The sequence below is a fragment of the Bradyrhizobium sp. SZCCHNR1053 genome (assembly GCF_032381235.1).
In the GTDB taxonomy this organism is placed as follows: domain Bacteria; phylum Pseudomonadota; class Alphaproteobacteria; order Rhizobiales; family Xanthobacteraceae; genus Bradyrhizobium.
Genome location: NZ_JAUHJM010000011.1, coordinates 106,873 through 129,020 on the forward strand (window position 1 = coordinate 106,873; position 22,148 = coordinate 129,020).

A 22,148-nucleotide genomic window follows, 5' to 3' on the forward strand; every position below is an offset into this window, starting at 1 on the left:
AGCTGGGATCAGGCGCGGCCACATCCGACGCATGTTGTTGGACTCGTGCTCGTCACCGAGCGGGGGGAGCCTCGCAAGCCGCGCCATCGGGCTCGCACGGCAGCAAGCTCGCCCTACCCCCGCGCCCGCAACTCGCGCCTCAGCACCTTGCCGGTCGCCGTCATCGGCAGGGTGTCGGTGAATTCAACGTGGCGCGGGTATTCATGCGCAGCGAGCTTGACCTTGACGAAGTCCTGGATGTCTCGCGACAGAGTGTCATTTGCAACGAAGCCGGGCCGCAGCACGATCCACGCCTTGATGGCCTCGGTGCGCACCGGGTCGGGAATGCCGACGACGGCCGCCAACGCGACTGCCGGGTGCTTGAGCAGCGTGTCCTCGATCTCCGCCGGGCCGATGCGATAGCCGGCCGACGTGATGACGTCGTCCTCGCGGCTCGCATACCAGAAATAGCCGTCGTCATCCTGGGTGCCGAGATCGCCGGTCAGCAGCACGTCACGAGCGAACTTCTTCTGCGTCGCCTCCGGATTGCGCCAGTATTCGATCATGGTACAGGGATTGGGCTGGCGCACGCCGATGATGCCCCTCTCTCCGCGCGGCAGCTCCTCGCCCTTGTCGTTCACGATCAGAACCTGGAAGCCCGGCGTCGCCTTGCCCATCGAGCCCGGCCGGATCGGAAACAGCCTCGCATTGTTGCCGACGACGAGATTGCATTCGGTCTGGCCGTAGATCTCGTGCGCATCGATGCCGAAGGTCGCGCGCACCCAGTCGAGCAGCTCGGCGCCGAGCGACTCGCCGCCGGTGAGGATGCTGCGCAGCTTGACGCCCTCGTGCTTGACATTGGCCTGGCGCATCAACTTCAGCGCGGTCGGGGGCAGGAACACGTTGCGGACGGCGTAGTCCGCCATCAGTTGCATTGCGGCCTGCGGCTCGAATTTCCTGGCGCGATAACCGATCACCGGGATCGCGTGATACCATGCGGGAAACAGCGCGTCGAACAGGCCGCCGATCCACGCCCAATCCGCCGGCGTCCACATGACGTCGCCGGGCTTCGGCAGGAAGCCGTGCACCATCTCGACATTGGGCAGGTGGCCGAGCAGTACGCGATGGGCGTGCAGCGCGCCCTTGGGATTTCCGGTCGTACCCGAGGTGTAGATGATGATGGCAGGGTCGTCGCTCGACGTGGCGACAGTCGGGAATTGATCCGAGGCGCGCTCCAGCGTCGGCCAGAAGGCTCGGGCGCCGAGGCCGTCGCCGTCAGTGACATAGATCGTCTTGAGCTCCGGCAGGTGGTCGCGAATGCGCGCAAGCTTCGCAAGGCCCGTGGCGTCGGTGACGACGACCTTGGCGCCGGAATTCTGCAGCCGGAATTGCAGCGCGTCCTCGCCGAACAGCGTGAACAGCGGCACGGAGACGAGACCGGCGCGGAACGCCGCCAGATGGACGATCGGCAGCTCCAGCGACTGCGACAGGAACACCGCGACGCGGTCGCCCTGCGCGAGACCATCGGCCTTCAATACGTTGGCGAAGCGACAGGAGTAATCGCGCAGCTCATCGAATGAGACGCGCCGGGCGGCGCCGTCCTCCTCGACGACGACCAGCGCGAGGCGGGCGGAGCCGTCGGCGTGGCGATCGCAGGTCGCGACCGCGATGTTGAACTGCGCCGGAATGTCCCAGCGGAAGTCGCGAGTGAGCTGGTCGTAGTCGGACGTTTCCTTGAGCATTGTTCTCTCCGTCATGGCCGGGCGAAGACCCGCCTGCGGGGCCGAAGCCCCTCCGGCGCGGCGACGGCCCGGCCATCCACGTCTTTACTCTTGATGATAGTCTTAAAGACGTGGATGCCCGGGACAAGCCCGGGCATGACGATTTGGGGATGGCTCGGCGCTTCGCGCGGCCTAGCCCGACAGCGCCGCCTTCACCAGTGCGCTCGCCTTGGCAAAATCCATCTGTCCCGTGTACTTCGCCTTCAGCACGGCGATCACCTTGCCCATGTCCTTCATGCCGGCGGCGCCGGTCTCAGCAACGGCGGAGGAGATGGCCGACTTCACCTCATCGTCGCTCATCTGCTTCGGCAGATAGGCCGAGATGACCGCGATCTCCTCGCGCTCACCCGCGGCGAGTTCGGCGCGGCCGCCCTTTTCATACAGCTCGACCGACTCCTGACGCTGCTTGATCATCTTCTGCAGCACGGCGAGCACGTCGGCGTCGGTCAAGGGCGGCTTGCCTTCGCCGCGCGCCGCGATGTCGGCATTCTTCAAGGTCGAGTTCACCATGCGAAGGGTGGACAGCTTGCGCTCGTCCTTGGCCTTCATCGCCTCCTTGACCGCATTGTTGATGTCGTCGCGCAGCATGATCTCGCCCTCTCAAATCCATTGGCGCTGGTCTAGGCGGTTCGCCCACCCGAAACAACACAGTTCCGCATCCGTTCCGGTCGGATGACTCGAAACTCCAGCCAAATTGACCGATATCGCGTGTGAATCGGCCGCTTCCCGCTTTGACGCCGCGCGCCAGGGGCACTATGTAGAGGCCTCATGACACACATCGATACTGACGCCGCCTGGCCGGACCATAAACCGACCGCGCTCCTCGTGCTCGCCGATGGAACGGTGCTGGAAGGCTACGGCCTCGGCGCCGAGGGCCACGCCGTGGGTGAGGTCTGCTTCAACACCGCAATGACCGGCTACGAGGAGATCCTCACCGATCCTTCCTATGCCGGCCAGCTCATCACCTTCACTTTCCCGCATATCGGCAATGTCGGCACCAACGACGAGGATATCGAGACGGTGAACATGGCGGCGACGCCGGGCGCGCGCGGGGTGATCCTGCGCACCGCGATCACCGACCCCTCAAATTATCGCGCGACGCGCCATCTCGACCAGTGGCTGCGCGCGCGCGGGATCATCGGGCTGTCCGGCATCGACACAAGGGCGCTGACCGCGCTGATCCGCTCCAAGGGCATGCCGAACGCTGTGATCGCGCATGCCAGGGACGGCAATTTCGACCTCGACGCCCTGAAGAAGGAAGCGCGGGAATGGCCGGGCCTGGAGGGCATGGACCTGGTGCCGATGGTGACCTCCGCCCAGCGCTTCACCTGGGACGAGACCCCCTGGGTATGGAACGTGGGTTTCGGCCAACAGACCAATCCGGAATTCAACGTCGTCGCGATCGACTACGGCATCAAGCGCAACATCCTGCGCCTGCTCGCCGGCGTCGGCTGCAAGGTGACCGTAGTGCCGGCGACGACGCCCGCCGAGGACATCCTCGCGATGAAGCCGGACGGCGTGTTCCTGTCGAACGGACCGGGTGATCCCGCGGCGACCGGCAAATATGCCGTGCCGGTCATTCAGCAGGTGATTTCGTCGGGCACGCCGACCTTCGGCATCTGCCTCGGCCATCAGATGCTCGGGCTTGCGGTTGGCGCCAAGACCAAGAAGATGCATCAGGGCCATCACGGCGCCAATCATCCGGTCAAGGACGAGACCACCGGCAAGGTCGAGATCACCTCGATGAACCATGGCTTCGCGGTCGACCAGGACACGCTGCCATCGGGCGCGACGCAGACCCACATCTCGCTGTTCGACGGCTCGAATTGCGGCATCCAGCTCGAGGGCAAGCCGGTGTTCTCCGTGCAGTACCACCCGGAAGCGTCGCCCGGCCCGCGCGACTCGCACTATCTGTTTCAGCGCTTCGCCGAGCTGATGCGCGAGAAGAAGCGCAGCGCGGCCTGAGGTCGGCAGCTGGACACGATTCGAAATGCCCGGGCTGGTCCCGGGCATTTTTCTGTCCGCAATCTTGTGATCGCCGGCATCTGTTTTGCCCTCGATCTTTTCGCACCACATTCATATGATGATCATCATACATTGGAGATCGACGATATGAGCGAGACGGATTCGCGCGCTGAATTCGGCGTGGTGCCCCTGGCGGCGCTGGCCTCGATGCCCGGGCTCGATTTCGTGCGCGGCATCTTTGCCGGGACTTTGCCGCAGCCGCCGATCATGCAGACGGTCGCGCCGTTCGACTGCAGCGCCGAGCCCGGCCAGGTCGTCATGCACAGCGTGCCGGCCTTGCGGCATTATAATCCGATCGGTTCGGTGCATGGCGGCTACGCCGCGATCCTGCTGGATTCCGCGATGGGGCTCGCCGTCCACACGATGTGCCCGCAGGGCAGCGGTTACACCACGCTGGAATTCAAGGTCTCCTTCATCAAGGCAATGACCGAGGCCACCGGCATCGTGAGAACGGAGGGCAGGACGCTATCGTTCGGACGCCGCGCCGCGACCGCCGAGGCACGCATCGTCGATTCGCAAGAACGCCTGCTGGCGCATGCCACCACGACTTGCCTGGTGTTCGAACTGCCCAAGGTGTGAGCTGGAACGGCGGCCGCGCGGGCCGGTTGATAGGGCGAGGCCCCATCCGTTTGTTCCGAGGTCGCCATGCCTGCCGCCCCCTCGCCCCGCGTCAAGTCGATCGAACCGCTCAGCATCGTGTTCGCGGATGACGGCCTGGTGCCCAATAATCCGATGCCGTTCCTGGTCTACAAGGCCGTCATCGATCTGGACGGCGCCGATCCGGCGGCCGACATCGAGGGCGTGTTCGCCGCCAATGGCTGGGGCGACATGTGGCGCAACGGCGTCTACGACTATGTGCACTATCATGCGACCGTGCATGAGGCGCTGGGTGTCGCCGGCGGAACGGCGCGGGTCCGCTTCGGCGGCGATCAGGGCCAGGAGCTGGAGCTCAGGCCCGGCGACGTCGCCATCCTGCCGGCCGGCACTGGGCATCAATGCATCGCTGCCAGCAGCGATTTCTGCATCGTCGGCGCCTATCCGCCCGGACCGAAGATGCAGGTCACGCGGCCGACGCCGGAAAACCGCGCGCGCGCATTGAAGACGATCCCGGAGGTGCCGATGCCCGCGACCGATCCCGTGCTCGGCGCGGGTGGCCCACTCACGCGCCTGTGGCAGCAGGCGCGCTGATCAGGCGCAATACAGCCGATACAGCGTCTGCAGGATCTCGCGGACCTCGCGGCTCGCCAGCCGATAGTAGATGGTCTGGCCATCGCGCCGGGTGGCGACGAGATCGAGCGCGCGCATCTTGGCGAGATGCTGCGACAGCGCCGCCTGTCGCAACCCGACCTGCTCGGCGAGATCGCCGACTGCGCGCTCGCCGTCGATGAGGTTGCAGAGCACCATGAGGCGCTTCGAATTCGCCATGGCAGCGAGCAGGCCGGCCGCCTCCTCCGCCTTGTCGTCGAGCGCCGCCACCATGGTCTCGCGGGTTTTGCGCCTGGCCTGTGTTGTCATCATTGTTACTTCTTCAAGTTCGTATATATGCAATAATGCACATGATAGCCGATTGCAACATGCGCCCAACGAGGGAATCAAGGGACGATATGATCACGGAGTATACGGCGGTTACGGCGCTCGCAGGCGGCGCCCTCATCGGCGCTGCAGCCGTCATGCTGATGGGCCTGACCGGCCGCATCGCCGGCGTCAGCGGCATTGCCGCGCGGCTGTTGCCGCCCTGGGACGGCGCGCTCGCTGGCCGGCTCGCCTTCATAGGAGGGCTGGTCGCGGCCGCCCTTGCAGTCCGCATCGTGAGCGGGAGCCTGCCGCCGCTGAAGCTGGAGGTCGGTCCGATAGATATGGTTGCAGCCGGACTGCTGGTCGGCTTCGGGGCGGTCTGGGGCAACGGCTGCACCTCGGGTCATGGCGTCTGCGGCATCGCCAGCCTGTCGCCGCGCTCGATCGTCGCCACGCTGATATTCATGGCCACCGCGGTCGCGACCACCTTCCTCGTTCGCCACGTGCTGTGAGACGCCATGATCATCTTCATCCAGTTCATCGTCGGCCTCGTCTTCGGTCTCGGGTTGCTGCTCTCGGGCATGTCCAATCCGGAGAAGGTGCTCAACTTCCTCGATTTCGCGGCGATCCGCTCCGGCGGCTGGGATCCGAGCCTGATCCTCGTGATGGCTGGAGCGGTCGGGGTCACCTTCGCCGGCTTTCGATTGGTTTTCCGGCGCCGGCGTCCCGTCCTCGGTGACCAATTCCACCTGCCATCCTCGCAGACGCTGGATTGGCGGATCGCAACCGGCCCTGCCGTCTTTGGCATCGGCTGGGGCCTCGCCGGCATCTGCCCGGGCCCGGCCTTCGTAGCGCTCGGCTACGGCTCGCCTACCATCGTCCTGTTTGTCACGGCCATGATGATCGGAATGGCCGCAGCCCGCATTCTCGCGAGCCGCCGGCCCTCGCTCGCCGCGGTCGCTTCAGAATGAGGGAGGCTTGAATGTCCGGCATTCCACATCCGGTCGACCTGTCGGTGAAACCCGAGGTCACACCGTTCTTCGATCCCGCCACCAACACCGTCAGCTACGTGGTCAAGGACCCAGGCTCGCGGGCCTGCGCCGTGATCGATTCGGTCATGGACATCGACTATGCCTCGGGTCGCATCGCGCCCCATTCCGCCGACAAGATCATTCGCCTGATCGAGGATCGCGGCTGGCAACTGGACTGGCTGATCGAGACCCATGTCCATGCCGACCATCTGTCGGCGGCGCCCTACATCCAGTCAAGGCTGGGCGGCAGGATCGGCATCGGCGCCAATATCAGGATGGTGCAGGAAACGTTCGGCAAGATCTTCAACGAAGGCACCGAATTTCAGCGCGACGGCAGCCAGTTCGACCGCCTGTTCCATGATGGCGATACCTACCGGATCGGCGCAATGACCGCCTTCGCCATGCATACGCCGGGGCACACGCCGGCCTGCATGACTCATGTGATCGGAGACGCCGCCTTCGTCGGCGACACGCTGTTCATGCCGGACGGCGGCTCGGCACGCGCCGACTTTCCCGGCGGCGATGCCCGCACGCTGTATCGCTCGATCCGCCGGGTGCTGGAGCTGCCTGACGCGACGCGGCTGTTCATGTGCCACGACTACGGTCCGAATGGCCGCGACATTCGCTGGGAAACGACAGTGGCCGAGCAGCGCGCGCACAACATCCACGTCCGCGACGGCATCACCGAGGATCAGTTCGTCGCCGCCCGCGAGGCGCGCGACCGCACCTTGGACATGCCCAAGCTGATCATCCCCTCGTTGCAGGTGAACATGAAGGCGGGACGGCTGCCGACGCCCGATCAGGACGGCCGGCGCTTCCTGAAAGTGCCGCTCAACACGCTCTAAGACCCCCCCTCCGCCCCGCCGAGCACGCGGCAGACGTCGCGGCTCGGCTTTCCCATTTGGCAGCGTCCGCGCACCGGCGCGGCATGCCACTCCGGAGCATCACAGGATGACGCTGTCCGCTGCCGAGCTTGCGCTCGGCTCGCTGTCCGGCTCTTTCGTCGGATTCACGCTCGGCCTGATCGGCGGGGGCGGATCGGTGCTGGCCGTGCCGCTCATGGTCTATCTGGTGGGCGTCGGCAATCCCCACGTGGCGATCGGCACGAGCGCGGTCGCCGTGGCAATCAACGCGGCGGCCAATCTCGCCAATCATGCCCGCTCCGGCAACGTCAAATGGCGTTGCGCGCTGGTGTTTGCTGCAACGGGCGTGGTCGGCGCCTTCGCGGGCTCGACGCTCGGCAAGATGGTTGACGGCCAGAAGCTGCTGCTGCTGTTCGCCCTGGTCATGATCGTGATCGGCCTCTTGATGCTGCGCAAGCGCGGCACGGACAGCCAGCTGGACGTCAAGCTTTCACGCGACAATCTGTTGCCGCTAGTGGCATTCGGCTTCGGCACGGGAATGCTGTCCGGCTTCTTCGGCATCGGCGGCGGCTTCCTGATCGTTCCGGCTCTGATGTTTGCGACAGGCATGCCGATCCTCTACGCGATCGGCTCCTCGCTCGTGTCCGTCACGGCGTTCGGACTGACGACCGCAGCAAACTACGCGCTGTCGGGACTGGTCGACTGGGCGCTGGCGGCGACCTTTCTCGTCGCCGGCATCGCCGGTGGCATGGTCGGTGCGAAGCTGGCCGCTCGCCTGTCCAGTACGCGCGGCACCCTGAACAAGGTGTTTGCCACCGTGGTGTTCGTGGTGGCGGCTTACATGATCTATCGGAGTTGGTCGGCACTCGGCCACTCCGGATAGTGCGGCGTGGATATGAGCCGGAGCCGGCATCGAGGCCGGACGGGCGCCCCACGTCCTCGCAGCGCGCCCGGAGCTCAACTCAACGCGGGCCCGCTTATGCCGCGTTGCTGCCTTCCTGGCGGCTCGCTTCGAACAAGAACCAGGTGCGGCGTTCGGTCTCGTCGATGAAGGTCTCCAGCAATCCCGCGGTGGCCGGATCGTCATTGTCGTCGCACAGCCCGTGCGCCTTCCGCATCGCAGCCGCGACGTGCTTGTTGTCCTCCATCAACTCCCGCAGCATCTCGCGCGGCGGCACATACTCCTCGTTGTTGTCCTTGATGGTCTGCAGCTTGCTGATCTGGCTGATCGATTTCAGCGTCGTGCCGCCGAGCTTCCGCACCCGCTCGGCCAGTTGGTCCGTGGTGGCAAAGATCGCGTCCGACTGCTCGTCCAGCATCTCATGGTAGTCATGGAAATGCCGTCCGCTGACGTGCCAGTGGAAGTTCTTGGTCTTCAGATAGAGCGCAAAGGCGTCGGCAAGCAGCGTGTTCAAAGCTGTCGAGATCTTGTTTACGGCGTCCGGCGACAGATCGGTCGGGGTATCGAGCTCGGGGGCGGTCTTGTCGGTCTTTGCTTTACTCACGGCCTAACCTTCCTGTTAGAAGCAGCGATGGACACGGGTGATCGGACCCGTTAACGCTCGCTGACCCCTCCAGTTCCGATCAAGGAACTGTGTTTGCCGGAACACGCCATGGACGACTGGATCGACTATTACGATTCCACGCACACGATCTATGCGAGCAAGCTGCATCGCGACCTGCACTTCCAGGGGATTGCCCGCGACATCGTCGGGTATATTCCCTCGCCCGACGCGGTCGTTCTCGACTATTCCTGCGGAGAGGCCTTATCGGCCGCCAAGGTCGCCGACGCATGCATGACGCTGATCCTGGCCGAGCCGGCGCCGGGCGTGCGCGGCCGGTTGATCGCGCGTTTCGCGCCCAACACCAAGATCCGCGTGCGCTCGCTGGACGAGCTGCGCAACATGCAGGAAGGCTCGATCGACCTCGTCGTCATGAACTCCGTGGCGCAGTACATGAGCGAGGCGGAATTCGACGCGGCCCTTGCCGTGATCCGGCGGCTGCTGAAGTCGTCGGGAAAGTTCATTCTCGGCGACGTCCTGCGTCCGGACGTTGGCATGGGCCGTGACGTGCTCGCGCTGCTGATGTTCGCCGCACGGGACGGCTTCCTCAAGGATGCCCTGGTCGGGCTGGTCGCCACGGCGCTGTCGGATTACCGGCAACTGCGCACCAAGGTCGGCCTGCAGCACTACAGCGAGGCCGAGATCCTGGCGAGACTGAAGAAGGCCGACCTCAGCGCCGTCCGGGCGCCCAAGAATATCGGCCACAATCCCTGGCGGATGACCTTCGTGGCTCGGCCGATGACGGGAACCGGGTGACCGCGTGGGCCGACCAGCCGGCCGCAACTGCCAACATCAAGCAACTGGATTAGGGTTAACTGAAACACGGGCTGGCTCACGCGGCCGTGAGAGGTAAGATCACCCTCGGCCCGGTGGCGGAAGCTACGACGCGAAGAGCGGTGCAACGCTCTTGAACCTGGTTCAAGTCCAGGCCGGGCCTCCAGCCTTCGCTGCTGCGCAGCTTCGGCTCGGCGAGCCAGCGACGGCAGGGCGCCCCTCCGCCCCTCTCCGCCAAATTGGCCGTTGATTTCGGCCCAAAACCCTTTTCGCTCAGAGGAAACTGGTCTAAAGACCGCTCGCGCGCGAGCACTGGTCGCGCCTGGGCCTTACGGGGACGCGCGATACGCGCGCCCTTTTTTTGTGCCCAATTCCTGCCCGTTCCTTGCCCGTGAGCTTGAATGCCGAAACGAACCGACATCTCGACCATCCTGATCATTGGCGCCGGTCCGATCGTGATCGGCCAGGCCTGCGAATTCGACTATTCCGGTACGCAGGCGGTGAAGGCGCTGAAGGAGGAGGGCTATCGCGTCGTCCTCGTCAACTCCAATCCGGCCACGATCATGACCGATCCGGAGCTGGCCGATGCGACCTATATCGAGCCGATCACGCCCGAGATCGTCGCCAAGATCATCGAGAAGGAACGCCACGTCATCCCCGGCGGCTTCGCGCTGCTGCCGACCATGGGCGGGCAGACCGCGCTGAACTGCGCGCTGTCGTTGCGCCGGCAGGGGACACTGGAGAAATTCGACGTCGAGATGATCGGCGCCACGGCTGACGCGATCGACAAGGCCGAGGACCGCCAGCTGTTCCGGAATGCGATGGAGAAGATCGGGCTGCAGACGCCGAAGTCGCGTCTCGCCAACGCCTCCGCGCTGAAGAAGCAGTACCGCGACAAATATCTCGCCGAGCGCGAGAAGCTGTCCGGCGCCGCGCGCGACGAGCTCGACCGACAGTGGACGCTGGGCGAGAACGAGCGCCGCAAGCGCTACCAGGAGCATGCGCTGGGACAGGCGCTGATGGCGCTGTCCGAGATCGGCCTGCCCGCGATCATCCGTCCCTCCTTTACGATGGGCGGCACCGGTGGCGGCATCGCCTACAACAAGGAAGAATATCTCGACATCATCGAGCGCGGTCTCGACGCCTCCCCCACCAACGAAGTGCTGATCGAGGAATCGGTGCTCGGGTGGAAGGAGTACGAGATGGAGGTGGTCCGCGACAAGAAGGACAACTGCATCATCGTCTGCTCGATCGAGAACCTCGATCCGATGGGCGTGCACACCGGCGACTCGATCACCGTCGCGCCGGCGCTGACGCTGACCGACAAGGAATACCAGATCATGCGCGACGCCTCGCTGGCGGTGCTGCGCGAGATCGGCGTCGAGACCGGCGGCTCCAACGTGCAGTTCGGCGTCAACCCGGCCGACGGCCGCATGGTCGTGATCGAGATGAATCCGCGCGTATCGCGCTCCTCGGCGCTGGCCTCCAAGGCGACCGGCTTCCCGATCGCCAAGGTCGCGGCCAAGCTCGCGGTCGGCTACACGCTGGACGAGATCGCCAACGACATCACCGGCGGCGCGACCCCGGCCTCGTTCGAGCCGACCATCGACTACGTCGTCACCAAGATCCCGCGCTTCGCATTCGAGAAATTCCCGGGCGCCTCGACCACGCTGACGACCTCGATGAAATCTGTCGGCGAGGTGATGGCGATCGGGCGCACCTTCCAGGAGAGCCTGCAGAAGGCGCTGCGCGGTCTCGAGACCGGCCTCACCGGCCTCGACGAGATCGAGATCGAAGGTCTCGGGCGCGGCGACGACAAGAACGCGATCCGGGCTGCGCTCGGCACGCCCACGCCGAACCGTCTCCTGCAGGTCGCGCAGGCGATGCGGCTGGGCTGGTCGAACGAGGACATCTTCAACTCCTGCAAGATCGACCCGTGGTTCCTGGCGCAGATGCGCGGCATCGTCGAGATGGAGGACAAGGTCCGCCGGCACGGCCTGCCGCCGAACGCGAGCGGCATGCGCACGCTGAAGGCGATGGGCTTCTCGGATGCACGGCTCGCGGTGCTGACCAACACCACCGAAGCCGACGTCGCGGCCAAGCGGCAGGCGCTGGGCGTCCGTCCGGCGTTCAAGCGCATCGATACCTGCGCGGCGGAGTTCGCTTCGCCCACCGCCTACATGTATTCGAGCTACGAAACGCTGTTCGCAGGCCAACTCGCCGACGAGAGCGCGCCGTCCGACAAGAAGAAGGTGATCATTCTCGGCGGCGGTCCGAACCGGATCGGCCAGGGCATCGAGTTCGACTATTGCTGCTGCCACGCCTGTTTCGCGCTGTCCGACGCCGGCTTTGAGACCATCATGGTCAACTGCAATCCGGAGACGGTCTCGACCGACTACGACACCGCCGACAGGCTCTATTTCGAGCCGCTGACCTCCGAGGACGTGCTGGAGATCATCGCGACCGAGCGCAAGAACGGCACGGTGCATGGCGTCATCGTGCAGTTCGGCGGCCAGACGCCGCTGAAGCTGGCGCGTGCGCTGGAGGCGGCCGACGTGCCGATCCTCGGCACCTCGCCGGAGGCCATCGACCTCGCCGAGGACCGCGACCGCTTCAAGCGCGTCCTCGACAAGCTGCATCTGAAGCAGCCGAAGAACGGCATCGCCTATTCGGTCGAGCAGGCCCGCCTGGTGGCTGCCGATCTCGGGCTGCCGCTGGTGGTGCGCCCGTCCTACGTGCTCGGCGGCCGCGCGATGCAGATCATCCGCGAGGACAACCAACTCAGCGACTACCTGCTCGGCACCCTGCCCGAGCTGGTACCGGCCGACGTCAAGGCGCGCTACCCGAACGACAAGACCGGCCAGATCAACACGGTGCTGGGCAAGAACCCGCTGCTGTTCGATCGCTATCTGTCGGACGCGACCGAGATCGACGTGGACTGCCTTTCCGACGGCAAGGACACCTTCATCGTCGGCATCATGGAGCACATCGAGGAGGCCGGCATCCACTCCGGCGATTCGGCCTGCTCGCTGCCGCCGCATTCGCTCGACGAGGCGACCATCGCCGAGCTGGAGCGGCAGACCCGCGAGCTGGCGCTCGGGCTCGACGTCGTCGGCCTGATGAACGTGCAATATGCGATCAAGGACGGCACGATCTACGTGCTCGAGGTCAATCCGCGTGCCTCGCGCACGGTGCCCTTCGTCGCCAAGGTGGTCGGCACGCCAGTCGCCAAGATCGCCGCCCGAATCATGGCCGGCGAGAAGCTCGCCGATTTCGGCCTGAAGAAGCGCGCGCTCAGGCATGTCGGCGTCAAGGAATCGGTCTTCCCGTTCGCCCGTTTCCCGGGCGTCGACACCGTGCTCGGCCCGGAGATGCGCTCGACCGGCGAGGTGATGGGCATCGACCGCTCGTTCGCCGTGGCGTTCGCCAAGAGCCAGCTCGGCGGCGGCACACGCGTGCCGCGCAAAGGCACGGTGTTCGTGTCAGTACGTGAAAGCGACAAGGCGCGCATCACCGAGGTGGTGCGGATGCTGCACGAGCTCGGCTTCAAGGTGGTGGCGACATCCGGGACCCAGCGCTTCCTGACCGACCAGGGCGTGCCGACCGAGAAGATCAACAAGGTGCTGGAGGGACGGCCGCACATCGTGGACGCCATCACCAACGGTGACATCCAGCTGGTCTTCAACACCACCGAAGGCCCGCAGGCGCTGGCCGACAGCCGTTCGCTGCGGCGCGCTGCCCTCTTGCATAAAGTGCCGTATTACACCACTCTTTCGGGTGCCGTGGCGGCCGCGCAAGGCATCCGTGCCTATCTCGGGGGAGACCTTGAGGTCCGCACCCTGCAGAGTTACTTTTCCGAAAACTAATCGCAGCGCGCGGGCGAACGCCCGCTAAGCGGTTGGCAACAATCGGCAATAGAAGCTTTCAGGAACCCGCCGCCCCGTTCGATGTTGTACCGGCCTTTGACGGGACGGTCTTGCCGGGCCTTCAGGCTTTGCTTTGAGCCGCAAAGGCCTATTCTGAAGCTGCTGATCGTGCGCGCCCCCGCCCGCACGACTGAAGGACGAGAAGAGATGGTGGAAAAGGTTCCCATGACTTCGATGGGCTACGCCGCGTTGGAGAACGAGCTCAAGCAGCGCCAATCGGTGGACCGTCCGCGCATCATCGAACATATCGCGGAAGCGCGTTCGCATGGCGACCTGTCCGAGAACGCGGAATATCACGCCGCCAAGGAAGAGCAGTCTCACAACGAGGGCCGCATCGCCGAGCTCGAGGACAAGCTCGCGCGCGCCGACATCATCGATGTGACCAAGCTCTCCGGCGACACGATCAAGTTCGGCGCGACGGTGACCCTGATCGACGAGGACACTGAGAAGAAGGCGGTCTGGCAGATTGTCGGCGAGGTCGAGGCGGATGCCAAGAAGGGCAAGATCTCGATCACCTCGCCGCTGGCGCGCGCGCTGATCGGCAAGAAGATGGGCACCACCGTCGAGGTCATGGCGCCCGGCGGCGCCAAGTCCTACGAGATCGCCAAGGTCGAGTGGCGCTGAGGACCCGAGGCATCGGAGCGGTGCCTGTGACCGTTCGGACGAAACCAAGGGCTGCGCGAAGGCGCGGCCCTTCGTCGTTTGGCCGGCCGCACTGCGGCACAATGGCGTTCGGCAGCACACGGTCAATTCATCGGGCTGCAGGCCACACGCCGGTGACGGGCTTTCGGGAATGAGCTAGTGCAGAACCGACGAGCCGTGCCGGGAGAATGGGTCCGGTCCGTCGCATCATGATGGCTTTGATTGGGGGATGATCGACATGGAGCAGATGTTCTCGAAATGGCAACCGGCTGTGCTCAGCCTGTTTCGCTTCGTCACGGGCCTGTTGTTGTTTCAATATGGCGTGGCGAAGATCTTCAAGTTTCCGGCCGTGGACATGTTTGCCAAAGTTGAGCTGCTGTCGCTGTACGGTGCGGCCGGCTCGCTCGAACTGGTGCTCGGCGGATTGCTGATCCTTGGGCTGTTCACGCGCCCGGTCGCCTTTATCCTGTCCGGCGAGATGGCCTTCGCCTATTTCATTGGCCACTTCCCGAGAGGTTTCTTCCCGGTCGTCAACAACGGCTCGCTGGCGATCGCCCTCTGCTTTGCCTGCCTCTATCTGACGACCTCGGGCGGGGGTTCGATCAGTCTGGACGCGCTGCTGCGCAAAAAGAACTGAACTCTCTCGCGTTCTGTTCGCTTCGCGACCTCGAGCTTCCGGGTTCAGCCTTCGCGAGGCTGGCCCGGAAGGACAGCCGGGCCTAGCTGCGCCCCTTGACCTCGAGCGGCACCGCCGCCTCGTATTTCGAGTTATGCAGCACCAGGGACGTCCGCACGTTGCGGACGTGGGGCGCCGCCGTGAGGTGCGTGACGAACTCCTGAAACGTCGCCATGTCCGGTGCCACGCATTTCAGGATGAAGTCCACCTCGCCGGACAGCATCCAACATTCCCGCACCAGCGGCTCGGACCGCACGAACTCTTCGAACGCCTTCAGGTCGGCGTCCGCCTGGCTCGACAGGTGGACCGAGGCGAACACGGTCACGTCGAAGCCGAGCTTGCGCGGGTCGAGCAGGCCCCGGTAGCCGGTGATGTAGCCTTCCTCCTCCAGGGTCCGCACCCGGCGCAAGCAAGGCGGCGGCGAGATGCCGACCCGCTTGGCGAGCTCGACATTGGTGATCCTGCCGTCGGCCTGAATTTCACTCAGGATTTTGAGATCGATCTCATCAAGATTCTTGGACACGGGGATTGTGGGCTCTGGCGGAACAGGAGGAGGCGCAGGGGCGCCGGGAGACGATGGGCAACTCTCTTAGCGCAAGCCGGTCAATTCGCGCAATTTTATTACTTTAGATTTCCCCTGTTGACCGGGTCGTGAAGGGAAAATTCGCCGAGATGCGTTGCAATTCTTGCATAGCTTGCCAGATGGCTTAGACTTGGATTTGACATTTTCGATGGGGCTTCGGAGCGTTTCTTCCGCGCATTCCGCTCGCTGCGTCGTTAATCCTCCCTTTTCCAGCGAGTCTTCGGCCACATGCAAGCTCCGATCCATGCCAAAGTCGTCATCATCGGTTCCGGCCCTGCCGGCTATACGGCGGCGATCTACGCGGCACGAGCTATGCTGGAGCCGGTGCTGATCCAGGGCATCCAGCCCGGCGGCCAGCTCACCATCACCACCGACGTGGAAAACTATCCGGGATTTGCCGACGTCATCCAGGGTCCCTGGCTGATGGAGCAGATGGAGAAGCAGGCGACGCATGTCGGGGCCCAGATCAAGACCGACCTCGTGACCAAGCTGGAGCTGGGGCAGCGTCCGTTCCGCCTGACCTGCGACTCCGGTGACGTCTACCTCGCCGAGACCGTCATCCTGGCGACCGGCGCCCAGGCGCGCTGGCTCGGGCTGCCGTCGGAGGAGACCTTCAAGGGCTTCGGTGTCTCGGCCTGCGCGACCTGTGACGGCTTCTTCTATCGCGGCAAGGAAGTCATCGTCGTCGGCGGCGGCAACACCGCGGTCGAGGAAGCGCTGTTCCTGACCAATTTCGCCTCGACCGTCACCGTCGTGCACCGGCGCGACCATTTCCGCGCCGAGCGCATCCTGCAGGAGCGGCTGTTCAAGCATCCCAAGATCAAGGTCGTCTGGGACAGCGCCCTCGATGAGATCTGCGGCGCCAGCTCGCCATCCAAGGTCACGCATGTCCGACTCAAGAACGTCAAGACCGGCGCGCTCACCGAGCTGCCCGCCGACGGCGTCTTCGTCGCGATCGGCCACGCGCCAGCAACCGAGCTGGTCGCGGGGCAACTGAAACTGAAACCGTCCGGTTATGTCGAGGTGATGCCGGGCTCGACCGCGACCTCCGTTCCCGGCGTGTTTGCAGCCGGCGACGTTGCCGATGAAACCTATCGGCAGGCGATCACCGCAGCCGGCATGGGCTGCATGGCCGCCCTGGAGGCCGAACGCTTCCTCGCCCACGCCGCGAGCGAACGCGCCGCGGCGGAATGAACTGACGATGCCACGATCACGGGATGGATTTACGGATATGGATTGGGACAAGCTGAAGGTGTTTCACGCAGCGGCGGAAGCAGGCAGCTTCACGCATGCCGGGGAGCAGCTCGGGCTGTCGCAATCGGCGGTGTCGCGCCAGGTCAGCGCGCTCGAGCAGGAGCTCGCAGTCTCGCTGTTCCACCGCCACGCCCGCGGACTGATCCTGACGGAGCAAGGCGACCTCCTGTTCCGAACCGCGCATGACGTCTTCATGCAGCTGCAGGCGGCGCGCGCCAAGCTGACCGACAGCCGCGAGCGCCCGAGCGGCGACCTGAAGATCACGACCACGCCGGGCGTCGGCATCAACTGGCTGATCCCGCGACTCGGCGAATTCACCGCGCTCTATCCGGAGATCCGGATCTCGCTGATCGTCACCGACGAGGAGCTCGATCTGTCGATGCGCGAGGCCGACGTGGCGATCCGCACCCGCAAGCCGACCCAGCCCGATCTGATCCAGCGCAAGCTGTTCGCGATCAGCTTCCACGCCTATTGCTCGCCGGAATATGTCAAGCGCTTCGGCACACCGCGCACACTCGACGAGCTCGATGATCATCGCATCATCATGCTGGCCGACGGCCAAGTCGCCCCGCATCTCCAGAACCGCAGCTGGCTGGTCGATGCCGGCCGCAACGGGTCCGGTCCGCGCGAGGCCTATTTCAGGGTCAACAACATCCTCGGCCTGGTCCGCGCCTGCCAGCAAGGCCTCGGCATCGCCGCGCTGCCGGACTACCTCGTCGAGGAAAACAGCCGTCTCGTGCAATTGTTCGGAGAGTCGGATTCGATCCAGCTCGACACCTACTTCGTCTATCCCGAGGAATTGAAAACGGTCGCACGCGTTCAAGTGTTCCGTGACTTCGTCGTGAGCAAAGCGCAGCGCTGGCCGGCGTGAGATTGTGCATGTCTGACATGCGGCTTGCATGGTTGCTGCGACGCCATTGAGCCCATACTGAAGTTGTGCTGAGCGTTGGCGTTGCGCATTGTCCCCCTCCTCCAGTGGCGCGAGCGTTCAGAAATCCCTCTGGAAGGTGATTGTGTCGGCCTCGTTGGCCAGTACCTCCAGCCGGGCTCATTTGGGCCCGGCTATTTTTTTTGCCGAATGTTTCCGTGTCGTGCCCGATGCGGCGTTGACAGCATCGCCTGCACCGCGCATCTAGATCGCATGTCCACGTCTTCGCACGCCAAGCTGTCGTCGAAAAAAGCTCCCCTCCCGGGGACATGTGGACGCGCGCGCTAGAATCTCTCGAATTCACCGCCGCATCACCAGCCCCGCCGCGAGGACGGGGCTTTTTTGCGTGTCCCGTCTCCGGCTCCTGCTACCCAAGGAGATGGACCATGACCAACATTACGACCCGACTGCAGGGCCTCTGGCTGCCCCTGATCACGCCGTTCCGCGATGGCGCGCTCGACGAGCCATCCTTACGCAATCTGGTTCGGCACTACGCCGCCAAGCCGATCGATGGACTGGTGCTCGGTGCCACGTCAGGCGAAGGACTGGCGCTGTCTTGGGACGAGCGCGCCCGCCTGATCAGCGTGGTCCGGGACGAGCTCGACGCCACCGGCCGGTCGCTGCCGATCTGTCTCGGTGTCGGCGGCGTGGCGACGGCCGAGGTGAGCGAATCGCTCGACCGAACCGCGGAATGGCCGATCGACTTCTATCTGATCTCGAGTCCGCCTTACGTGCGCCCGTCGCAGCGCGGCCTGCTGGCGCATTTCACCGCATTGGCTGACCGCACCACCCATCCGATCGTGCTCTACAACATTCCCTATCGCTCGGCGGTCGGCCTCGACAACGAGACGCTGCTGCGGCTCGCGCAACATCCGGCCGTCGCAGGCCTCAAGGATTGCTGCGCCAATCGCATGCAGACGCGCGACTTGATCGCACGCCGACCGCCCGGATTTCGCATCCTCACCGGCGAGGACGCCCAGAGCTTCGATGCGCTGCAGGCCGGTGCCGACGGCGCCATCCTGCTCTCGGCGCATCTGGAGACCGAGACGTTTGCCGCAATCCTGCAGCACGTAAAGGCCGGCCGTCACGACGCGGCAGCAGCGTGCTGGGCGCAGGTCGAGGATCTCACGCGGCTGCTGTTCACCGAGCCGAGCCCGGCCCCGGCCAAGTACTGGCTGGCGCGAACCGGCATCATCGCGAGCCCCGACGTGCGACTACCTATGGTGGAGATCGGTGCCGGCCTTGCCGTACGCCTCGACCAGGAGATCGAGCGCCGCACGGCGACAAGGACGCAGAGCTGCGTCGCCTGAGCGCTCCCCGAAACGATCGTCGGACCGAGAGACGAAGCCGCAGCGCGGCCGCGGGCCACATCGGAGACCACGGAGGCCGACACCTCCGTGGTTAATCCGAGCTAACAAACGCGATCAAAAGCGGCGCAGTCCGCAACCTCGTGTTTAAAGATGTTCCGCTATGGATGTTGAAAACGTCAAAGAGCGCGGGGGCGTCGTGGCTTTGCAGGATCATCCATACCCTGAGCATCAGGGATTCAGCGTCGAAGACATTCTCTGGGCGGTCGGGATCTGGTCCGTGATCCTGACCCTGACGCCGGCTATCGCCTTCTATTTCCTGATGGTCGCCTGACCTCGCCGCGCCCTCTCGCGCGGCGCGAAGTCGGCACTCACGCGAGATCGTGTGACCCGACGCAAAAAACGCGCGGAAGACCGCGCGTCGATGCCTCATCTGATGCCGCGATCAGGCCGCCTGCTTGTGCATGGCGCCGTTGGCCGACACGGTCCCGCGAATCGCCCGCACCGAGCGCTCGATCGCAGCCCAGAGGCGCGCGATCTCGGCTGCGGCACGCCCCTCCGCATAATATTCACGCACGCCTTCGCCCTGGCCCAGCGCCATCAGCAGATCGGCGCGGTTGGTGATCTGGCCGCCCCACACCGGCGCCTTGAACTTCGCCAGCGCCTCCCGGGCGATGGTCACGATCGGGCTTTCGGCATCGTCGCGGCGCGCCGGTGCGCCATTGAGAACGACCGCGTAGGGCTTGCGCGCGGCGCGGCAGGTCTGGATCGTCTCCTGCACCGCGTTGACGTCGAACACGCCGGGGCGGGCCGGGATGATCACCATGGTCGCGTTCTTGATCGCATCCTCGACGACGGCCGAGATGGTCGGCGGCGTATCGATCAGCACCCACTCGACGCCGTCACGGCGGGCGGCGGACACGATCGCGCTCACCGAGTTCACGGCCGTCTTGATCGGCGGCTCGTTGGTGCCGCGCAGCTTGTGCCAAAGCGTCAGCGACCCCTGAGGGTCCGCATCGATGAGCAGACTAGACTTGCTCGACTTGATCTGCGCAGCGAGATGGGCGGCCAGGGTGCTCTTGCCTGAGCCGCCCTTACGCGATGCGAAAACAATGACGTTCATACCTTGGCCTCCAGATTGACCCCGGCAGCGAAAATGAATCAGCGGACTGATTCGCGGAAGAAAAATTTAGCGATTAATAAGACGTAACTCCTGATTGCCGAAACGGATTGGTTTTTGAGTCACACCAAAGCAGGCAAAACAGCAGATCCGGCCGCGATGTTCGACAACATCCGGTCATGTCCCATCGCATTTACATGTTGAGGCTGCGCATCGAGGTGCGCATCCAAGGACCTCGGTCATTCCGAGTGCCGCCAAATGCGGCCATCGGCATCGCTCAAGTCGCGTCCGGTCGCGTCGACTTCCTCGCTTTGCCGGCGCGCGCAGTGACCGGCTTGGTGACAGGACGAATGCTCATCGGCCGTTCCGCGCGGCCAGATGACGCGGCCTGGCGCTGCGGTGGCCCGAATTGGGCGCGGCATGGCGGCGACAGCTCGGCCTTGCGGCGGACCATGCAGGCAGTGACACGATCGACGTCGGGAATGTCGGAACTACAAAGCCGGAACGCATCGCCCGTGCACGCCTGCTCCTGCTCGGGGGTATAGGCCCGTGCGGTTACGGGGACTAACAGCGCGGCTACTACGATCAGTACGGCAGAGATGCATGGATCGAGATCAATCCCTCTCATCGTCCCCTCCCCCTCGTTGCCGCAAAGTGTGATTGAAGGAGACAGGATTCGCAAGCAACAGCGCCACGCCGTGCTTCTGATCCGGCGCAGCAAACCGCAAGCGAGCGCACGCCCCGGCGATATATCCGTCGAAATACGGAGACCGGGCTCAGGCTTCCGCACAGCTCTGCGCACACGCCCAGTCTACAGCCATACGCGAGAGGTCGCGACAGGGCTACAAATCACGGTGCACGATCAACCGGGCGCGGAGCACGGATAGAGGTGAGCTTGCGAACGGCACAGCAATGGTCCTGGCCATGGTACAGTTGGGTGGGCTCGAACCACCGACCTCCTGTTCCACAGACAGGCGCTCTAACCAACTGAGCTACAACTGCATCCGCCATGGACTGCCCGCGAGGGGGCGTCCGAACGGGCCGGAAACTAGGTGCAACGGGCCAATTTGGCAAGGCCGAGAACGGATAAAGTCCCCGGCCATGCCGGCGTTTTTTGACGCTGTTTCGGCCCGAGTGAGCCCCCGTTCAAGCGGGAGCCCAGAAAGCATCGAACCCGGCCGCAACTCGTCCGGGTCCTGGATCTTCCGCTGGCCTCACCGGCGCACGGCCGTACCGCGCACCTGGCTCGAATCAGGCCGCCGTCTTGAACAGCTTGCTGGCGCTTTCCTTGATCGGCTCGACCGTCTCGGCCGCAACCTTCTGGCCGAGCTCGCCGAGCTCCTTGGCCTGGGACGTGAAGGTCTCGAACTGCCTGCGCGCGAAACCGGTCCACAGCTCCATCGCCTCCGACGGCGACTTCACGCCGAACAGCTCCTGGGCGAAGTCGAGCGAAGCCGTCGTATTGGCCTTCGTGAATTCCATGACCTTGGACGAGTAGACGCCGGCGCCCTTGCTGGCGTTTGCGAAGAAGGCCTCGATGGCCGAATTGTGCGTTTCCGCAGCGTCCTTGAACTTGGCGTAGTTCTCACGGGCCTGCGACACGCCTTTTTCGGCGAGCGCGCGCACCTGCTCGGGAACCTCAAACGGGATGATGGACGCGGAGAACGGATCGGTGGCATTGGTCATGGCATGTATCCTTCGAAACATTGAGACTGGACCGTCCCGGCAATCGGGAAGTCACTTCGGATCACGCAGAGGAACCGCCCCTGGGAGGTAACAACCTCGCGTAGAGCTATATCGTGTCGTTTTTGTGCAACGCAATGGAAATTCCATTATCAGGAACTCTTTGTCGCGCCCGCCTCCAGAATTTACGGGAGCGGAGAACGTCCCCTCAGGCCTTGGGCTTGGTAGTGTCGATCGCAGCCTTGCCGATGGCTTCGCCCATTTCGCTTGCCTGTTCGGCGAGCGACCGCATCTGGCCCTGAAAAAATTCGCGGTGCAGCCGCAGCACCTCGGGCAGGTTTTTGGCGTGCACCAGCGATTGAGCGTCGTCGAGCGACGATTGGACGTTCTTTTCGGCATAGGACAAGACCTTGGCGCCGATGTCCTTGGTCCCGGCCCGTACCGTCGCGCTGCGCTGTTCGAGCGAGCCTGCCGTCGCCTCCGCCGTGGTCCCCAACGG

Annotated in this window: 24 protein-coding genes and 2 tRNA genes; 16 read left to right on the plus strand and 10 right to left on the minus strand. The window is 64.5% G+C overall.

From position 1 onward, the window contains the following. Positions 1–113: 113 nt before the first annotated feature. Both QX051_RS23095 and QX051_RS23100 read right to left on the minus strand, forming a co-directional pair. On the minus strand, positions 114–1,721 hold the full coding sequence (locus QX051_RS23095) for an acyl-CoA synthetase (RefSeq protein ID WP_315777715.1): 1,608 nt from the start codon (positions 1,719–1,721) through the stop codon (positions 114–116). A gap of 171 nt (positions 1,722–1,892) precedes the next feature. Further along, positions 1,893–2,348: a GatB/YqeY domain-containing protein gene (locus tag QX051_RS23100; protein ID WP_315777716.1), complete on the minus strand. Its 456-nt coding sequence runs from the start codon at positions 2,346–2,348 to the stop codon at positions 1,893–1,895. Between the two features lie 180 nt (positions 2,349–2,528). On the opposite strand from QX051_RS23100, the gene carA reads away from it, so the two are divergent. The 3 genes from carA to QX051_RS23115 all read left to right on the plus strand — a co-directional run bounded on the left by carA (position 2,529) and on the right by QX051_RS23115 (position 4,973). Then, complete coding sequence (gene carA, locus QX051_RS23105) at positions 2,529–3,725, plus strand: glutamine-hydrolyzing carbamoyl-phosphate synthase small subunit (RefSeq protein ID WP_315777717.1); 1,197 nt, start codon at positions 2,529–2,531, stop codon at positions 3,723–3,725. 147 nt (positions 3,726–3,872) lie between these two features. Next, positions 3,873–4,364, plus strand: coding sequence for a PaaI family thioesterase (locus tag QX051_RS23110; RefSeq protein ID WP_315777718.1), 492 nt, complete (start codon positions 3,873–3,875; stop codon positions 4,362–4,364). A 66-nt stretch (positions 4,365–4,430) separates the two neighbouring features. Then, entirely contained in the window at positions 4,431–4,973 is a 543-nt protein-coding gene (locus tag QX051_RS23115) for a cupin domain-containing protein (RefSeq protein ID WP_315777719.1), read from the plus strand. Here QX051_RS23115 and QX051_RS23120 read toward each other — a convergent pair whose 3' ends face one another. Beyond that, the gene (locus QX051_RS23120; RefSeq protein WP_315758820.1) at positions 4,974–5,300 is read right to left on the minus strand and encodes a metalloregulator ArsR/SmtB family transcription factor; all 327 of its coding nucleotides are present in this window, start codon (positions 5,298–5,300) and stop codon (positions 4,974–4,976) included. Positions 5,301–5,341: 41 nt separating this feature from the next. Between QX051_RS23120 and QX051_RS23125 the strand changes: the two genes are divergently transcribed. The 4 genes from QX051_RS23125 to QX051_RS23140 all read left to right on the plus strand — a co-directional run bounded on the left by QX051_RS23125 (position 5,342) and on the right by QX051_RS23140 (position 8,077). Continuing rightward, on the plus strand, positions 5,342–5,812 hold the full coding sequence (locus tag QX051_RS23125; protein WP_315777720.1) for a YeeE/YedE family protein: 471 nt from the start codon (positions 5,342–5,344) through the stop codon (positions 5,810–5,812). Positions 5,813–5,818: 6 nt separating this feature from the next. Next, positions 5,819–6,271 carry a DUF6691 family protein gene (locus QX051_RS23130; protein WP_315777721.1) on the plus strand — a complete coding sequence of 151 codons (453 nt, stop codon included), beginning with the start codon at positions 5,819–5,821 and terminating at the stop codon, positions 6,269–6,271. An 11-nt stretch (positions 6,272–6,282) separates the two neighbouring features. Further along, a complete protein-coding gene (locus tag QX051_RS23135; protein WP_315772347.1) occupies positions 6,283–7,176 on the plus strand; it encodes an MBL fold metallo-hydrolase in 894 nt (297 codons plus the stop codon). A gap of 106 nt (positions 7,177–7,282) precedes the next feature. Further along, positions 7,283–8,077, plus strand: coding sequence for a sulfite exporter TauE/SafE family protein (locus QX051_RS23140; RefSeq protein WP_315777722.1), 795 nt, complete (start codon positions 7,283–7,285; stop codon positions 8,075–8,077). A 94-nt stretch (positions 8,078–8,171) separates the two neighbouring features. On the opposite strand, the gene QX051_RS23145 is transcribed toward QX051_RS23140, so the two are convergent. Beyond that, positions 8,172–8,699, minus strand: a complete 528-nt coding sequence (locus QX051_RS23145) for a DNA starvation/stationary phase protection protein (RefSeq protein ID WP_315717516.1) — start codon at positions 8,697–8,699, stop codon at positions 8,172–8,174. 108 nt (positions 8,700–8,807) lie between these two features. Here QX051_RS23145 and QX051_RS23150 point away from each other — a divergent pair, with 108 nt between their 5' ends. From QX051_RS23150 to QX051_RS23170, 5 genes are all read left to right on the plus strand, one after another. Further along, positions 8,808–9,512: a class I SAM-dependent methyltransferase gene (locus QX051_RS23150; protein WP_315777723.1), complete on the plus strand. Its 705-nt coding sequence runs from the start codon at positions 8,808–8,810 to the stop codon at positions 9,510–9,512. 107 nt (positions 9,513–9,619) lie between these two features. After that, positions 9,620–9,696, plus strand: a tRNA-OTHER gene (locus QX051_RS23155). A 235-nt stretch (positions 9,697–9,931) separates the two neighbouring features. Continuing rightward, entirely contained in the window at positions 9,932–13,396 is a 3,465-nt protein-coding gene (carB, locus tag QX051_RS23160) for a carbamoyl-phosphate synthase large subunit (protein WP_315777724.1), read from the plus strand. Between the two features lie 207 nt (positions 13,397–13,603). Then, the gene (gene greA / locus QX051_RS23165; RefSeq protein WP_315736372.1) at positions 13,604–14,080 is read left to right on the plus strand and encodes a transcription elongation factor GreA; all 477 of its coding nucleotides are present in this window, start codon (positions 13,604–13,606) and stop codon (positions 14,078–14,080) included. A gap of 256 nt (positions 14,081–14,336) precedes the next feature. Next, positions 14,337–14,735, plus strand: coding sequence for a DoxX family protein (locus QX051_RS23170; protein ID WP_315777725.1), 399 nt, complete (start codon positions 14,337–14,339; stop codon positions 14,733–14,735). An 82-nt stretch (positions 14,736–14,817) separates the two neighbouring features. On the opposite strand, the gene QX051_RS23175 is transcribed toward QX051_RS23170, so the two are convergent. Then, on the minus strand, positions 14,818–15,297 hold the full coding sequence (locus QX051_RS23175; protein WP_015664493.1) for an Lrp/AsnC family transcriptional regulator: 480 nt from the start codon (positions 15,295–15,297) through the stop codon (positions 14,818–14,820). A gap of 288 nt (positions 15,298–15,585) precedes the next feature. Between QX051_RS23175 and trxB the strand changes: the two genes are divergently transcribed. From trxB to QX051_RS23195, 4 genes are all read left to right on the plus strand, one after another. Further along, positions 15,586–16,551 (plus strand): thioredoxin-disulfide reductase, encoded by a 966-nt coding sequence (gene trxB / locus QX051_RS23180; RefSeq protein WP_315736370.1) that lies wholly within the window; start codon positions 15,586–15,588, stop codon positions 16,549–16,551. 7 nt (positions 16,552–16,558) lie between these two features. Then, entirely contained in the window at positions 16,559–17,482 is a 924-nt protein-coding gene (locus QX051_RS23185; protein ID WP_315717522.1) for a LysR family transcriptional regulator, read from the plus strand. A gap of 443 nt (positions 17,483–17,925) precedes the next feature. Then, complete coding sequence (locus tag QX051_RS23190; RefSeq protein WP_315777726.1) at positions 17,926–18,849, plus strand: 4-hydroxy-tetrahydrodipicolinate synthase; 924 nt, start codon at positions 17,926–17,928, stop codon at positions 18,847–18,849. A 160-nt stretch (positions 18,850–19,009) separates the two neighbouring features. After that, on the plus strand, positions 19,010–19,180 hold the full coding sequence (locus QX051_RS23195; RefSeq protein WP_315777727.1) for a hypothetical protein: 171 nt from the start codon (positions 19,010–19,012) through the stop codon (positions 19,178–19,180). Positions 19,181–19,291: 111 nt separating this feature from the next. On the opposite strand, the gene QX051_RS23200 is transcribed toward QX051_RS23195, so the two are convergent. The 5 genes from QX051_RS23200 to QX051_RS23220 all read right to left on the minus strand — a co-directional run bounded on the left by QX051_RS23200 (position 19,292) and on the right by QX051_RS23220 (position 22,145). Then, positions 19,292–19,969 (minus strand): ParA family protein, encoded by a 678-nt coding sequence (locus QX051_RS23200; RefSeq protein WP_315736367.1) that lies wholly within the window; start codon positions 19,967–19,969, stop codon positions 19,292–19,294. Between the two features lie 274 nt (positions 19,970–20,243). Continuing rightward, the gene (locus QX051_RS23205) at positions 20,244–20,594 is read right to left on the minus strand and encodes a hypothetical protein (protein ID WP_315777728.1); all 351 of its coding nucleotides are present in this window, start codon (positions 20,592–20,594) and stop codon (positions 20,244–20,246) included. Between the two features lie 297 nt (positions 20,595–20,891). Continuing rightward, a tRNA-His gene (locus tag QX051_RS23210) sits at positions 20,892–20,968 on the minus strand. Between the two features lie 249 nt (positions 20,969–21,217). After that, positions 21,218–21,652, minus strand: coding sequence for a phasin (locus QX051_RS23215; protein ID WP_315777729.1), 435 nt, complete (start codon positions 21,650–21,652; stop codon positions 21,218–21,220). A 205-nt stretch (positions 21,653–21,857) separates the two neighbouring features. Next, a complete protein-coding gene (locus QX051_RS23220) occupies positions 21,858–22,145 on the minus strand; it encodes a phasin family protein (RefSeq protein WP_409998131.1) in 288 nt (95 codons plus the stop codon). Positions 22,146–22,148: the final 3 nt, after the last annotated feature.